The 14,185-nt window shown below is 69.6% G+C and carries 17 protein-coding genes; 9 read left to right on the top strand and 8 right to left on the bottom strand.

Features of this window, described 5'->3' with window-relative positions; genetic code table 11:
• The first annotated feature begins 74 nt into the window (after positions 1 to 74).
• From DMH03_RS29670 to DMH03_RS29660, 3 genes are read left to right on the top strand one after another with little or no spacing between them, the layout of a single operon-like run.
• A complete protein-coding gene (locus DMH03_RS29670; RefSeq protein WP_125795255.1) occupies positions 75 to 689 on the top strand; it encodes a DUF1989 domain-containing protein in 615 nt (204 codons plus the stop codon).
• Positions 686 to 1,807, top strand: coding sequence for a tRNA-dihydrouridine synthase (locus DMH03_RS29665; RefSeq protein ID WP_125795254.1), 1,122 nt, complete (start codon positions 686 to 688; stop codon positions 1,805 to 1,807). Before DMH03_RS29670 ends, DMH03_RS29665 begins: the two co-directional genes overlap by 4 nt.
• Complete coding sequence (locus DMH03_RS29660; protein ID WP_125795253.1) at positions 1,804 to 2,673, top strand: polysaccharide deacetylase; 870 nt, start codon at positions 1,804 to 1,806, stop codon at positions 2,671 to 2,673. The genes DMH03_RS29665 and DMH03_RS29660 overlap by 4 nt, the downstream gene beginning before the upstream one ends.
• Here the strand turns inward: DMH03_RS29660 and DMH03_RS29655 are convergent.
• Positions 2,661 to 4,220, bottom strand: a complete 1,560-nt coding sequence (locus DMH03_RS29655; RefSeq protein WP_125795252.1) for a PucR family transcriptional regulator — start codon at positions 4,218 to 4,220, stop codon at positions 2,661 to 2,663. The two genes, DMH03_RS29660 and DMH03_RS29655, sit on opposite strands and share 13 nt — an antisense overlap.
• A gap of 117 nt (positions 4,221 to 4,337) precedes the next feature.
• Here DMH03_RS29655 and DMH03_RS29650 point away from each other — a divergent pair, with 117 nt between their 5' ends.
• Genes DMH03_RS29650 through DMH03_RS29640 form a run of 3 tightly spaced genes read left to right on the top strand, consistent with a single transcriptional unit; the run spans position 4,338 to position 6,825 of the window.
• A complete protein-coding gene (locus DMH03_RS29650; protein ID WP_125795251.1) occupies positions 4,338 to 5,555 on the top strand; it encodes a serine/threonine-protein kinase in 1,218 nt (405 codons plus the stop codon).
• Positions 5,556 to 5,611: 56 nt separating this feature from the next.
• Positions 5,612 to 6,238 (top strand): ClpP family protease, encoded by a 627-nt coding sequence (locus DMH03_RS29645; RefSeq protein WP_125795250.1) that lies wholly within the window; start codon positions 5,612 to 5,614, stop codon positions 6,236 to 6,238.
• Positions 6,235 to 6,825, top strand: a complete 591-nt coding sequence (locus DMH03_RS29640; protein WP_125795249.1) for a ClpP family protease — start codon at positions 6,235 to 6,237, stop codon at positions 6,823 to 6,825. Before DMH03_RS29645 ends, DMH03_RS29640 begins: the two co-directional genes overlap by 4 nt.
• 1,439 nt (positions 6,826 to 8,264) lie before the next feature.
• On the opposite strand, the gene DMH03_RS29635 is transcribed toward DMH03_RS29640, so the two are convergent.
• A complete protein-coding gene (locus DMH03_RS29635) occupies positions 8,265 to 8,597 on the bottom strand; it encodes a helix-turn-helix domain-containing protein (protein WP_125795248.1) in 333 nt (110 codons plus the stop codon).
• Between the two features lie 45 nt (positions 8,598 to 8,642).
• Positions 8,643 to 9,587 carry a helix-turn-helix domain-containing protein gene (locus tag DMH03_RS29630; RefSeq protein ID WP_125795247.1) on the bottom strand — a complete coding sequence of 315 codons (945 nt, stop codon included), beginning with the start codon at positions 9,585 to 9,587 and terminating at the stop codon, positions 8,643 to 8,645.
• Positions 9,588 to 9,658: 71 nt separating this feature from the next.
• Between DMH03_RS29630 and DMH03_RS29625 the strand changes: the two genes are divergently transcribed.
• Positions 9,659 to 9,994, top strand: coding sequence for a cupin domain-containing protein (locus DMH03_RS29625; RefSeq protein WP_125795246.1), 336 nt, complete (start codon positions 9,659 to 9,661; stop codon positions 9,992 to 9,994).
• Here DMH03_RS29625 and DMH03_RS29620 read toward each other — a convergent pair.
• The 5 genes from DMH03_RS29620 to DMH03_RS29600 form a co-directional block, all read right to left on the bottom strand.
• On the bottom strand, positions 9,979 to 10,554 hold the full coding sequence (locus DMH03_RS29620; protein ID WP_125795245.1) for a dienelactone hydrolase family protein: 576 nt from the start codon (positions 10,552 to 10,554) through the stop codon (positions 9,979 to 9,981). The genes DMH03_RS29625 and DMH03_RS29620 overlap by 16 nt on opposite strands.
• A complete protein-coding gene (locus DMH03_RS29615) occupies positions 10,551 to 11,210 on the bottom strand; it encodes a pentapeptide repeat-containing protein (RefSeq protein WP_125795244.1) in 660 nt (219 codons plus the stop codon). The genes DMH03_RS29620 and DMH03_RS29615 overlap by 4 nt, the downstream gene beginning before the upstream one ends.
• A gap of 93 nt (positions 11,211 to 11,303) precedes the next feature.
• Entirely contained in the window at positions 11,304 to 11,480 is a 177-nt protein-coding gene (locus tag DMH03_RS29610) for a CsbD family protein (RefSeq protein WP_125795243.1), read from the bottom strand.
• Positions 11,481 to 11,556: 76 nt separating this feature from the next.
• Complete coding sequence (locus tag DMH03_RS29605; protein ID WP_125795242.1) at positions 11,557 to 11,763, bottom strand: hypothetical protein; 207 nt, start codon at positions 11,761 to 11,763, stop codon at positions 11,557 to 11,559.
• 35 nt (positions 11,764 to 11,798) lie between these two features.
• Positions 11,799 to 13,037, bottom strand: coding sequence for an MFS transporter (locus tag DMH03_RS29600; protein ID WP_125795241.1), 1,239 nt, complete (start codon positions 13,035 to 13,037; stop codon positions 11,799 to 11,801).
• Between the two features lie 89 nt (positions 13,038 to 13,126).
• Here DMH03_RS29600 and DMH03_RS29595 point away from each other — a divergent pair, with 89 nt between their 5' ends.
• The gene (locus tag DMH03_RS29595) at positions 13,127 to 13,525 is read left to right on the top strand and encodes a YafY family protein (RefSeq protein WP_125795240.1); all 399 of its coding nucleotides are present in this window, start codon (positions 13,127 to 13,129) and stop codon (positions 13,523 to 13,525) included.
• 98 nt (positions 13,526 to 13,623) lie between these two features.
• Positions 13,624 to 14,151 (top strand): EF-hand domain-containing protein, encoded by a 528-nt coding sequence (locus tag DMH03_RS29590; RefSeq protein ID WP_199749063.1) that lies wholly within the window; start codon positions 13,624 to 13,626, stop codon positions 14,149 to 14,151.
• Positions 14,152 to 14,185 lie beyond the last annotated feature (34 nt).

Below are 14,185 nucleotides of genomic sequence, written 5' to 3'. Positions count from 1 at the left end.
TTCTCTATCAAGGTGCCTGGAGAGTGGAGGTTTCTCCATGGCGAGCCACCGGCCCGCCCCTGTTTGCTGAAGGCATGAGCAGAACGCAAGTCCCACCGGGCACCGCCAAGGCCGTACGGGTGGCCGCCGGAGACCTCGTCCGGGTGATCGACGTCGAAGGGGGCCAGGTCGGCGACGTGTTCGCGTTCACCGGCACCGGGGCCGAGCTGACCGAGCACCACAGCGCGGCGCACACGCGCGCCGGGATCGACCGGCTGTTCCCCGCGGTCGGCGAGTCCTTCCTGACCGGCCTGCGCCGCCCGATCCTGACCCTGGTCGAAGACACCTCACCCGGCGAGCACGACATGCTCATCCCGGCGTGCGACCCGGCCCGGTACGCCGCGCTGGGCGCTCCGGGTCACCGGTCCTGTGCCGCGAACCTGCGTGAGGCGCTGGCAGACGAAGGCCTGGGCTTCACGGGTCCGACGCCGCAGCCGATCAACGTCTTCATGCGCGTCCCGGTCGGCGAGGGCGGCCGCCTGAGCTGGCTGACCGCGTCTTCGCGGCCCGGCGACGCGGTGACCCTGCGCGCCGAACTGGACTGCGTCGTCGTGGTCTCCGCCTGCCCTCAGGACCTCGTCCAAATCAGCGACGCCGGACTCACCCCGCTCGCCATCGAAATCGTCCACAATGGAGGAACTCAGTCATGACCACGACCGTCGGACACCCCGCGCTGGCCCCGATCACGCTCGGCGGCCTCGCGCTGCGCAACCGGTACGCCGTCGCCCCCATGTCCCGCGTCTCGGCGAGCCCGGACGGCACCCCGACCGGCGAAATGGCCGACTACTACACCGAATTCGCCCGCGGCGGCTTCGGGCTGGTGTTCAGCGAGGGCACCTATCCCGACAGCGCGGCCAGTCAGGGCTACCTCAACCAGCCGGGCCTCGCGCGGGACGAACACGTCGCGGGCTGGCGCGTCGTCACCGCCGGTGTACGCGCGGCGGGCGGCCGGATGATCGCCCAGCTCATGCACGCCGGGGCGATCTCCCAGGGAAATCCGCACCGGGGCCACACCGTCGCTCCTTCGGCCGTCCAGCCGCGCGGGGAGATGATGCCCGCGTACGGCGGCTCCGGGCCGTGGCAGGTCCCCCGCGAATTGACCACCGCCGAGATCGACGACGTCGTCGACGGTTTCGCGGCCGCGGCCGTGCGTGCCCGTCAGGCCGGGTTCGACGGCGTCGAGGTGCACGCGGCCAACGGGTATCTCCTCGACCAGTTCCTCACCGACTACACCAACCAGCGCACGGACTCCTACGGCGGGCCGGTCGCGAACCGGATCCGGCTGACCTCCCGTGTCGTGACCGCCGTCGCCGAGGCCGTGCCGGACCTCGTGACCGGTGTGCGGCTGTCGCAGACGAAGGTCAACGACTTCACTTACCGCTGGCCCGGCGGGCGCGACGACGCCGAGGTGATCTTCGCCGCGGTCGCCGAGGCGGGCGCGCAGTACCTCCACATCGCCAGCGAGGGCCGGAACTGGCTCGAAACGGCGAAGCTGGCCGACGGCGGCACCATCACCGCACTCGCCCGGCAGGTCACCGGGCTGCCGGTGATCGCCAACGGCGGGATGCACGACCTCACCCAGGCGCACGAGGTCCTCGCCGGCGGACACGCCGACCTGCTCTCCCTCGGGCACGGCGCGCTGGCCAACCCGGATCTGCCCGCCCGCGTCGCCGCGGCCCAGCCCCTGGTCGAGTTCGACCGGGCGATGGTCTCCCCGACGGTCACGGTGGCGAACGCGCGCCGCTGGCGGGAGAGTCGGCAAGCGTGACGGAACCAAGCTGGCATGGCGGCGCGGCCGCGGTGGCGACCCTGACCTTCGACGTGGACGCGGAATCCCCGATCCTCGCGCGAGGACGGGGCTACGCCGAACACCTGTCGACCATGTCCCATCAGGCGTACGGGCCCCGCGTCGGGGTGCCGCGCATCCTCGACCTGCTCGACGAACTGGCCGTGCCCGCGACGTTCTTCGTGCCGGGCTGGGTCGCCGAACAGCGGCCCGGCCTCGCCGCCGCGATCGTGGAGCGCGGGCACGAGGTGGCCCACCACTCCTACAGCCACCGGCCGCCGACCACCATGACCGCCGCCGAGCAGCGCGCCGATTTCGAACGGGGCATGGCGGTCTTCGCCGCACAGGGCATCGAGATCAGCGGGCATCGCGCGGCGGGCTGGGAATCCACTTGGGACACTCCGGCGCTGGTGGCCGAGCACGGATTGAGCTACGACTCGTCGCTGATGGCCGACGACCGGCCGTACCTGATCGAGACCGGGGCGGGCCGGATCGCGGAACTGCCGGTGCACTGGTCGCTCGACGACTGGGAGCAGTACGCGTTCCTTCCCTCACCGCAGATCGGTTCGGTGATCACCTCTCCGGCGCGGGTGCTGGAGATGTGGCGCGCGGAGCTGGACGCGATGCGCCGCTACCGATGCCTGTTCAACCTGTGCCTGCACCCGTTCCTCTCGGGCAGGCCCGGGCGGCTGGCCGCCGTGCGCTCGCTCATCGAGTTCGGGCTCGGCCTCGGCGACGTGCGGTTCGCCCGGTGCCGTGACGTGGCCGCCGCGGCGCTGGCCGACCCCGCCTTGCCCGTGGAGCCGTTGCGGCGACTGGAAATCGATCCGGCGGTCTATCCGGACTGAGCTGCCTCCAGCGCCAGGAACAGGTCGACCCGGTCCGCGGTCCGCCCGACGTCGCGGCCGGTCAGCTCGGTGACCTTGGCCAGCCGGTTGCGCAAGGTGTTGACGTGCACGTACAGCGCCGCGGCGGTGGCCGCCCACTGGCCGTCGTGGTCGAGGAACGCCCGCAGGGTCGTCTCCAGGTCGCCGTCGCGGAGGCGGTCGTGCTCGCGCAGCGGGCCGAGCAGGGCGTCGGCGAAGGTGTGCCGCCACTGCTCGTCATGCGACTCCAGCAGCAGCCGGTAGCTGCCCAGTTCGGCGAAACTCGCCGCCACCGGGCCGCCACGCCTGCCACGGAGCACACGGCAGGCTTCGCGGCTGCGCGACAGCGGCTCGCGCAGTTCGGCCGCGCCGGACACGGGATCGGCGAGCCCGACGACCCCGCGCCCGCCGCCGAGCCGGTGTGACACCGCCGCCGCCAGCCGGGGCGCGAACGCGGCGGGCGACTGCCTTCCCGACCGGAACGGCAGCACCGCGACGACGTCTCGGCTGCCCGCCGCCACGACCGCGGGCAGCCCGTCCGCCAGCAGGAAATCCGTCACGGCCTCCGCCATCCCCGCCCGCGTCGCGGCGTCGTCACCCGCGAACGCCAGCGCGATCACGGACAGGGGCCCGTCCGGGTCGACCCCGAAGGCCCGCAGCCTGCCGGGCACCTCCGCGACGCGTTGCGCGCCCGACAGCACCATGTCCAGCAGTTCGACGGCGAACCGCATCTCGATCGCCTGCACCGCCTGATGCCGGGCCACCTCCAGGCTGAGGTAGCGCGCGGTCTGCTCCAGCGCGTCCCGCTCCTCGCGCGTCAGGTCGGCCGCGGGACGCAGGCACAGCAGCGCGGCGTCCGCGTCGCCGATCGCGCCCACCGGGAACAACGCCGCCCGGGTCCCCGCGCCGAGATCCGCCTCCAGCGGCGGCGGACGACCGGCCAAGGCCTCCGCCGCGGCACGCGACTGCCCGGCGTCCAGTTCGGCGCCGTCGGACGCGAGCTCCCGGCCCATGCGGTCCACGACCGCCAGCGGCAGTTCGTGCTCACGGCGGAGGACCGCGAGCACCCCGGACGTGCCCGCGCCCCTCGACAGCGCCGAGGTGAGCTCGTCCCCTCGGCGTACCAGCGACATCAGCGCGTTCTGCCGGTCCGCGGCCTGGATCGCGGCCGCCGCACGGGTGACCGCCGTGAAGGGCACCGCCACCGAGATCTCCAGCAGCGGCAACCCGGCTTCGCGGCACGCCTCGGCGAGCGCCGGAGGGGTGTCGCGTTGCTCCACGCGCAGCCCGAAGATGATCCCCGCCGCTCCGGCGCCGACCACCCGTGCGACGAACTCCGCCGGCTCGACGCGGTCCAGCCACAGGCCGTTGGTCAGCACGACCTCGTGCTCGCGCACGTACGGCCCGGGATCGGGAAGTTCGGTGTTGTGCACCCACAGCACCTGCTCGGTGAGCGCCCCGTCGCGGCCGGGGACGACCACCCGCAATTCGAGATCCGGGTCGTCGGCCAGGGCCGCCAGCGTCAGCATGACTGTGAATATATCCAGCCGCGTACGTCCTTTATGGATGAACGGCCATTTCATCGTTTTGTCATGAGCGCTGGTTAGCGTGCCTCGGAGACCCTTCAGGATTCGAGGAGAGCCACTGTGACGGCAGTTTCCCGCACGATCGCCGAGCGCTACACCCTGCTCGAGGAGCTGGGTCGCGACGGGACGGCCGTGCTGTGGCGTGGCGAGGACGGGCCGGACGGCCGCCAGGTCGCGATCAAGGAACTACCGTTGCCCACCCACGAGCCCGCCCTCGTGGAACGCCTCCAGCGGGAGGCCCGCGTCGCGGTGGATCACCCGTCGGTGGTGCCCGTGCACGACGTCGTCGCCGACAACGGGACGGCGTTCATCGTGATGGACCTGGTGGAGGCGCGGACCCTGGAGGAGCTGGCGTCGGCGGGTCCGATGCAGCCGCGGTTCGTGGCCGAAATCGGCGGAAAGGTGCTCGGCGCGCTCGCCGCCGCGCATACCGCGGGCATCGTGCACGGGGACGTGCGGCCCGCGAACATCCTGGTGGGTCCCGACGGCGCGGTGAAACTGACCGGTTTCGGGATCGCCAAGGCCCTCGACCCGGTCGGTACTCCGGCCTTCCTCGCCCCCGAAACGATCGCGGGACACGAAGGCACTCCCCACTCGGATCTCTGGTCGCTCGGCGTGACCCTGCTCAGTGCGAGCGAGGGCGGGAATTTCTTCCAACGGGCGAACGTCGCGGCCACGCTGTACGCCGTCGTCAACGAGCAGCCGTCCTTCGACCGGACGTACGGGCCGCTCGCGGACGTCCTCCGCGGGCTGCTGGCGAAAGCGCCGCAAGCGCGCCTGCTGCCGGATCACGCGCTCCCGCTGCTGGCCCAGGCCGCGAGCGGGGTCGAAACCCCGGTGCCGATCCTGCCCGCGCCGCGGCGGCCCGGGCTGACCCCGCCCTCCGTGTTCGCGGTCCTGGCCGGGGTGGCGGGCATCGTGCTCGGCTTCGCGCTGCTCGCGAACGCGATGCTGGTGCACCAGGCGTACTACTTCTTCGAGTTCGCGCATCTGCCGATCACCGTGGGAGACATCAGCTTGGTCCTCGCCGGAGTGGCCGCGGTCGCGGGTGGCGCGAGCCTGCTCGCCAAGGTCCGGGCAGGGCAGATCATGCTCAGCGTCTCCGCACTGCTGACGCTGTTCTCGCTGTGCCTGCTGACCTTTCTCGGCGACGATCGAGAGCACCTCGGCCTCCCGGTTCAGCCGGGGCTCACCATCGATGTCCTCGTTCTCGTCTTCGCCGTCGTCCTGGCGGGAGTCGTCTGGCTGGTACCGGCCAAGCGTCCTGCTGTCGGCTGATCCGCTCACAGCAGAGAAACCGGCGGCCGCCCGCGCCCCGGCGGCATGGTCGGGGCATGACCGACTACGAGAAACAACCACTCTTCGACCAACGGCTCCGGGAACGGTTCTTCAGCCAGCGTGTGCTGGTCCTCGACGGCGCGCTCGACGACGACAACGGCACGGTCCTCACCACCCAGCTGCTGTCCTTGGCGAGCGAGGATCCCCGCAAGGACATCGCGTTGTGGATCCACTCTCCCGGCGGTTCGGTCCCCTCGATGCTCGCCATCCGCGACGTGATGCGGCTCGTGCCGTGCGACGTCGCCACCCTCGCACTCGGGCTGGCGTGCAGTGCCGGGCAGTTCCTGCTTTCCGCGGGCACCCCTGGCAAACGGTTCGCCCTGCCGCACGCGCGGATCCTGATGCACCAGGGTTCGGCGGGCATCGGCGGTTCGGCCGTCGAGGTGGAGGTGCAGGCGGACGACCTGCGCTACACGCGGGACACGGTGCTGGGCCTCATCGCCGACGACACCGGGCAGCCCATCGACCGGATCTTCGCCGATTCCCTCCACGACCGCTGGTTCACCACCGAGCAGGCGCGCGAATACGGCTTCATCGACCACATCGTCGAAAGCCTCGACCAGGTCGTCCCCGTCCGCACGCACAGACTCGGCCTCGGCACGGAAAGGGGTGCGGGCGCATGAGCACCTACACCATCCCCAACGTCATCTCCCGCAGCCCCGCAGGCGAGCGGATCATGGACGTCTACTCGCATCTGCTGTCGGAGCGGATCATCTATCTCGGGACCGCGATCGACTCCGGCGTGGCGAACGCCCTGATCACGCAACTGCTGTACCTGGAAGCGGACAACCCCGAGCAGGAGATCAACCTCTACATCAACACCGAGGGCGGCGACCCGTCGGCGATGCTCGCGCTGTACGACACGATGCGCTTCATCAAGGCGCCGGTGGCGACGACCTGCGTCGGCCAGGCCGTCGCGGCCGGCGCGATCCTGCTGGCCGCGGGCGAGGCGGGGCACCGGTTCGTGCTGCCGCACACCCGGGTGGTGCTGCACCAGCCCGCCGCGCAGGGCCGCGGCACCATCCCGGACCTCATCCTGCAGGCCGACGAGGTGGTGCGGGTGCGGACGCAGCTGGAGGAGATCCTTTCCGCGCACACCGGCCGCTCCGTCTCGGATCTGCGGCACGACACCGACCGGGACCGCGTGTTCGACGCGGCGGGCGCGGTCGCCTACGGACTCGCGGACCGCGTCCTCGACGAACGTGCCTAAGCGCTGTCCTGTAACTCTGTTCGCGGTCTCCGCGCCTAGTGTCCCGGGTCGGAAGTTCGTGTGGCGGTTCGGCGTGGTGCCGAAGGATCTTGTTTCTTGTTTCGTGCGGTGAAGATGCTGTCGGCTGAGGCCGTGAGCATTTCGCTGACTTCAAGGTAGCCAGGAGGCCTTCATGGCGAGGTTCCGGACCGGACACAGGAGCCTGCCCCATCTTGAGTGTCCACAAGGGACACTTCCAGGCGGGTCGTGAGTGGCGATTCGGGTTCTATTGAGGGGTAAGGCAAACGTGTCGTGTCTCGGGCGAGACGGCGGGCTGGGTGACGCGACACCGCACTCGCGTGTTCATAGCCGGATCTCGCGTGTTCAGACTCCGCACACACCCGAGTGCGGCATCCAGACACGCGAGTCACGTCCCCAAGCACGCGAGTCACGCCTTGCCGAAGTACATGAAGGCCCCCCTTCCAGTACCTGGGCGCAGGGTCCCGGCAAAGTCGAGATCTTGCAGGTCAGGCGACTACTCCTGCTCTATCGCGGGGCCGCATGTGCCGATGATGGAGCTTGATTCTGGACGCCGACGGGGCTTCAGCGTCCACAAGGGACACCGCCGGGCGATTGAGTGTCCGATTAATGCCGCTATGCACGTTTCCGCGAGGGGTCGTGAGTGGCAATGAGGGTTAGAACGACACAAATCACTCACGACCCTCTCGCGAAACCGTGCAAGTCACCCAAATCGGGCACCTTTGTCTCGTAAAAGGTCCCTTGTGGACAGTCAAGAGCCGGGTGAGGCTCCTTGCGGGAGCCCGCTCCAGTCGGGTCCGCCACGACACGTTCGCCTAGTCCCGCTCTAGCGGCGGAGCCGACCAGCAGTTATGCGACTTTGCCGGCACCCTGACCTAGGCGCAAGGAACGGGGCCTTCATGTACTTCACGACCAGCCGCCGAAGTCACAGCCGCCCCACCGTCACCAGGGACCACATCCGACGGTAGCGAAAGCCTCCTTCCCTACCCTCAGAGTAGGCAAAGAGGCCCTCACTACCAGGAGAACGCCTACGCAGAAGCGTAGGCACCGGCCCCACGCCACGCCACCTTTGCCTTTCCCCTCAAGAACCCGAATCGCCACTCACGACCCCCGGACCAGGCGCGAAACGGCCGGATATCGATACGGATTTACGGCGCGAACTTCCGGTGCAGGACACTGGCGCTGTGTCCGCCAAGTATCGCCTGGATTGCCGACCTGCGGAAAGAGAGCGGGGGACCTTTGGTGTCGCGTTCCCGGCGGGCGGGGTGTGTGGATATAGGGACGTTGAGTGTCCCTCTATCCACACACCCCTCACTCGCTGTCAGGGCCATCGCTGACCGTGTGGATCTTGGTGCGTTGGATGACCCGAAATCCACACGGTCACCGCGAGAGGACCGCGAACATGACTTGCAGGACAGTGCCTAAGCGGCCATGAGTACGGGCCCTCGCGGGCGGCGGCCGACCGCGAGCCCCGTGCCGCCGCCCCGGCTGATCGTGCCCGCGATACCGAAAAGAAGGTCCGCCAGGTCGATCCCGAGCGCGCCGGTGACCGGGTCGCTCATCTCGCTGGACGGTTCCTTGCGGCCGCGCTCGATCTCTGAGAGGTACTGCGGCGAGATCCCGGCGCGTTCCGCGATGTCGACGAGGCGGCCGCCCTGGTCCTCCCGCGCGGCGCGCAGGCTCTTGCCAAGCACGTCACGCCACAGCGGCTCCGGTTCGGGGCGCTTCTGCTGGAAAGGGAGGATGTCCGCCATACGATCATCGTGACATCGCGCCGGGACGCGCGGGCGACGTTCCGCTCAAGGCGAAACCGAGCCACGGAACGCGCGCCGGTACGCGCCCGGCGTCGTGCCGACCTGATCGCGGAAGCGCCGTCGGAGGTTCACGGCCGACGTCAGCCCGACTCGGGTCGCGATCACCTCCACCGGCAAGCCGGTCTCCTCCAGCAGAGCGCGCGCCTCGGTCACGCGGCGCGTCAGCAGCCATGCCCCCGGCGTGGTGCCCAGCTGATCGGCGAACCGCCTGGCGAGCGTGCGGGGCGAGACGTTGAGGTGCGTGGCCAGGTCGCCCACCGACAACGGTGTCCCGAGGCGGTCGCCCGCCCACTCGAGGAGACCGTCCAGTTCGTCGCCGGGCGGCGGGGCCGGGACGAACTGCGCCTGACCACCGTCGCGGTGCGGCGGCATCACCATGTGCCGGGCGACGAGGGCGGCGTGCGCGGCGCCGTGGTCACGCCGGACCAGGTGCAGGCAGAGGTCGATCCCCGCGCCCGCCCCGGCACTCGTGGCGACGTCGCCGTGGTCCACGTAAAGCACATCCGGTTCCACGCGTATCCGAGGGAACTCTTCCTGTAGCTGAGAAGCACGCGCCCAGTGCGTGGTCGCCGCCCTGCCGTCCAGCAGCCCGGTGCGGGCCAGCGCGAACACGCCGGAACAGATCGTGACGAGCCGCGCTCCCCTGGCGTGCGCACGCAAGAGCGCTTTGCGCACGGGGACCGACAGGGGCGCCTCCACCGGGGACCAGCCGGGGATGAGCACGGTGTCGGCGCCCGCCAGCGCGGACAGGCCCCGGGGCACGGACATCGCGTATCCGGCCGTGGTGGGGACCGGGCCGGGTTTCTCCGCGCAGACGTCGAATTCGTAGTACCGCGGCACCCCGGCGCGCTCCGTGCCGAAGACCTCGGCGGCGATCCCGAGCTCGAAGGTCGACTGCACGGGCCGCACCAGTGCCATCACGCGATGCATGGCAAGAAAGTACCCTATGGTGTCTTCCCTGACACTGTCCGGCGGCCCGTCGGTCGCGGCACCATGAGGTCATGCACCCCGAGATCCTTGCCCAAGAGGGCTACATTTCCGTCCCTGTCGAGGAATCCCCCGTTCGCGAACTCTTTCCCGGGATCCGGATACGTCCACTGTGGACAGGGTCGGACGGCGCGCACGCCAACGTGCTGGAAATGGATCCCGGCACCTCGTGGCCGCATCGCGACGTCCACGAACCCGGCCCCGAAGAGGTGTTCGTCGTCTCCGGCACCTTCAACGACGGTGCGCGCGACTATCCGGCAGGGACCTTCCTGCACGCTCCGGCCGGTTCGTGGCACGTGCCCGCCTCGGCGACCGGGTGCACGCTCTTTCTCTTCTACCCCGAGGGCTGAATCGCCAGGAACTCCAGAACTCGTTGCCAGGTAAGGGCCGCGGCGTCCTCGTCGTGGTCGGGCAAGCTGCTGTCGGTGTAGAAGTGGCCCGCTCCGGGGTACGTGAACAGTCGCGCGTCAGCGCCGGAGCGGGTCGCCGCGTCGAGCCAGCCGGGGAGCGCGGCCGGCGGCGCGAAGTCGTCCGGGTCGGCCGCGTGAAGCTGGATCGGCAGCCCCTGGCGGACTTTCGGCGGAATATCGGCGATGGCGTGGAGCAACAGGACACCGGCGGTGGCGGGCCGGTGCGGGAGCAGGCCGGCGGCCACGACCGCGCCCATCGACAGCCCGGCCAGCACGGTGTCGTCGGGCAGCTCGCGGGCCGCGTCGAGCGCACGCCCGGCGACGGTGCCCCACCCGATCCGATCCTTCAACGCGAATCCGTCTTCGAGCGTGGACGCGATCTCGCCGCGGTACAGGTCAGGAGTGGTGACCTCGTGACCGGCGACGCGCAGCCGCTCCGCCGCGGCCAGCTCCGCCTGCCGTAATCCCAGTACCGAGTGGAACAGCACGACGTGTGTCATCCGACGACCGACAAACCGCTTTCGGCCGCCAGGATCCCCGCGACCGACACGGCTTGTTCGCCGGTGATCTTCGCGCCGCGTAAAGTCACCAGCCCCCGGACACCGGACAACCGCGAGCCGCGGAGATCGCAGTCCAGCGCGCCGGTCGCGGCGAATTCCGTATCCGTGAACTCACAGTCCACAAAGGTCAGACGCGACAGGTCGCCGGAGAACATCGTTTCCCGGAACGAACAGCCGGAGAACACGACCGGACTCTTCACCCGTTCGACCGTCACCGACGCGTAGTCGAACCGCGCGTTCTCGACGTACAGATCGACGGCCGACGTGATCGCGACCCCCAGCCCGATCGCCCGGCAGCGAAGGATTTCGACCCGGCGCGCGGTCAGTTCGCGGATCGCCGCGTTCGACAGGTCGACCCCTTCGAGGATCACGTCGGAAAGCGCCAACCTGTCGAGGCGGGCATTCGCCAGGCTCACGTCGGAGACAAGGGAATGCGCGATCCCGCCGCCGCCGCGGACCCCGCCCTGGTCGCCGCCGTCGAGATGGACCGAGTCGAAGTCGAAGTCGCCCCGGAACACGGCGGGTTCACTTTCGAGGCCGTCGCGCTCGACCGAAGGGCGCCGCACCTTGATGCCGTCGAAATCCCGGAAGTCCATGGGCCGGACCGTACCGCAGGGCTCGCGCGTGAAGGCCCCCTTCCCTTCGCTGAGCCGAGGGAAGGGGGCCTTCACGCGCCGGCGGCCCGCAAGTCAGTCGCGAACGCCCTTCGCCGCGTCCTTGATCTTCTCGCCGGCCTGCTTGACGTTGGCCTTGCCCTGCTCGGTCTTGCCTTCGGCCTGCCACTGCTCGTTGTCCGTGGCGTCGCCGACGGCCTCCTTGGCCTTGCCCTTGAGCTCTTCGACCTTGTTCTCGGCCTTGTCGTTCATCAGGGCCTCCCTTCGTTGTCGGCCACCCCCGGGTACCCGGCCTCCGCCTCCGGAAACGGCGTATCCGCTGTGGCCCTCATCTCTCGCCACCCGAGTGGCCGCACGGGAACACCGTCTTCGCGACGAGGACTTCGCACGCCGGGCAGTTGTTCACCGGTCGTTCACGACGGCCCCAATAGGGATGGACGGTCCCGCAGAGCGCGGTGACCCGCTCACCGAGTCCGGGATCGGGGTTACAGACGGGGCAGTAGGCGTGCGCCGCCCGCTCGACTTCGGCTGTCATCCGCCACCTCCGGGTTTGGCTCGACGTCCGGCCGTCTAGGTCGTTATACATAGTTTCGGCCCTGTACGCCCGTCATCGGGTTGCCTGAGAACGAATACCGCGCCGCAGCAGATGATCGCGCCCGACAGCACCAGTCCGGGCAGCGTGCCGAAGACCGTGCCGACGAAGCCGGCGGCGAGACCACCCAGGGTTCCGGTGCCGAAGACCACGGAGAGCGCGGTCCCGTTGACCCTGCCCATCAGCTCCGGCGGCGTGATGCGCTGGACCAGGCTGAGCACGTGGATGTTGAAGACCGAGTCGGCGAAGCCGATGAGGAACTGGCTCACGATCAACATGGTCAACGCGGCTTCGTTTCCGCCGATCGGCAACAGCAGGAAGCCCGCTCCGGTCAGCAGGATCGAGGTGGCCAGCGTCCGGCCGAGGGTGAGCCTGCGGGCGATCGCGCCGGACGACACCGCGCCGAAGATCAGGCCGAGGGTGCCGATCGCGAACGCGAGACCGACGGCACCCGGGCTCAGCTTCCCGTCCCCGTAGGCGAAGATCAGCACGAGGGCGTTTCCCGTCGCCACACCGAGATTCACCGTCGTGCTCGCGAACATCAGATTGCGCAGCCTGGCGTCGGACAACAGCACCGCCAGGCCCTCCCTGGCCTCTCTCAACGCCGATCGCGGCTCCCCGGCCCTTGCCTGGGGTAGCTCGCGGTGGCGCATCAGCATCAATGTCAGCAGCGAAGCGAGAAAGGACAGGGCGTCGGCCAGGATCGCCAACGCGGTGCCGAGGATCTGCATCAGCCCGCCCGCGGCGGCCGCACCGCCGACCTCGGCGACCGCGCGGGAGGTTTGCAGCCGTTCGTTCCCCGCCACGATGCCCTCGGGCCCGGCGAGTACCGGCAGATAGGACTGGGCGGCGATTTCGAAGAAGACCGTCAGCACGCCGACCACACCGGCGACCACGAACAACTGGGTGAGGGTGAGCACGTCGAACAGGTACGCGACCGGGATCGACCCCATCGCCACCAGCCTGCCGGCGTCGGCCCCGATCATCGTCTCGCGGAGCGGGAGCCGGTCGACCCACACCCCCGCCAGGGTGCCGATCAGCACGAACGGCAGAAACCTCAGCGCGGCCAGCAGTCCGACGTCCCATGCGGTCCCGCCGAGCCCGAGCAGGGCGGCGGTCGGCAACGCGATCCGCGAAACCTTGTCGCCGAACGCGCTGATCGTCTGGCCGATCCACAGGCGCCGGAAGTCACCGGGGAACGCGAAAGAGGAAGGCATCGAAATCCGATCACTGGAAGGAAAATCGAGCCTAAGATCCAATAGACGTCAAAGCCGGGTCGGTTATTCGAAGTCGAGGAGAGCGGGAAATGCCCCAGCGGCCGGTCGGTTCCCCGGGAATCGCGGGAATGATCCAGCTGCACCAGGCAGCACCCCTGATCGAGCGACAGCACGCGATCATCGAACTCCTGCGGGTGCGGGCGCCGCGCCGGGTGACGGGCGCGAGCCTCGCGGAGGCGACCGGGGTGAGCCTGCGGACCGTGGAACGCGACATCACCCGTCTGCGCGAAGCGGGCGTTCCCATCACCATTCACCGGGGGCCGCGCGGCGGCTATGGCATCGACGCACGGCCCGTATTGCCGCCGATCTCGTTGACGCCAGGCGAGGCATCTGCGCTCATCGCCTCCTTGGTCGCCGTCGGTCCGTACACCTCGGCGGTGGCGCAGTCCGCGTTGGGCAAGATCCTCGCGGCGCTCACCGGGAAATGACCTCGGGAACCAGTGAACCGCCGTCCCCCGATCGTGGCTCGCCGGGCCCCTGAATGGCCGATATGCCTTTACTGCGTGCGGTTCTATCGTTCGGACGCATGGCTAGCGACTTGCAACGGCGCAAGATCTCGGGCGTCTTCGCCGCGATGGATGCCGACGGCGACGGTTTCCTTCAGGAACAGGACTTCCGAGAGCTGGCCGAGCGCTGGGCGCGGCGGCGCGGGCCGGGTGACGAGCGGCTCCTGACCGGCATCATGCTGAGCTGGTGGACGACGTTGCTGGCGGCCTCGGATCTGAACCGCGACGACAAGGTGACCCTCGACGAGGTCCTGCTGGTGGTGGACAAGCTGCCGGACACGCCAGAGGCCGTGACCGCGACCGCCGACGCGATGTTCGAAGCGATCGACGAGAACCGCGACGACCTCATCTCCGCGGCGGAGTACCACCAGCTGATCGAGGTCTGGAACGGCCGCCCCACCGACACCGACACCACCTTCCCGCTGCTGGATTCCGACGGCGACGGAATGCTCTCCCGGGACGAGTTCGCCGCGCTGTGGCTGGAGTTCTGGGCGGGTGACGACGCCGAGGCGCCGGGCACCCTGGTCTTCGGACCGCTCGCGGCCTGACGTCGCGGCTCTCTGTTCCGGCCGCTGTGCGTTC

Source organism: Amycolatopsis sp. WAC 01376 (assembly GCF_003947415.1).
Classification (GTDB): Bacteria; Actinomycetota; Actinomycetes; order Mycobacteriales; family Pseudonocardiaceae; genus Amycolatopsis.
This window is presented reverse-complemented; position numbering and strand designations above follow the sequence as displayed.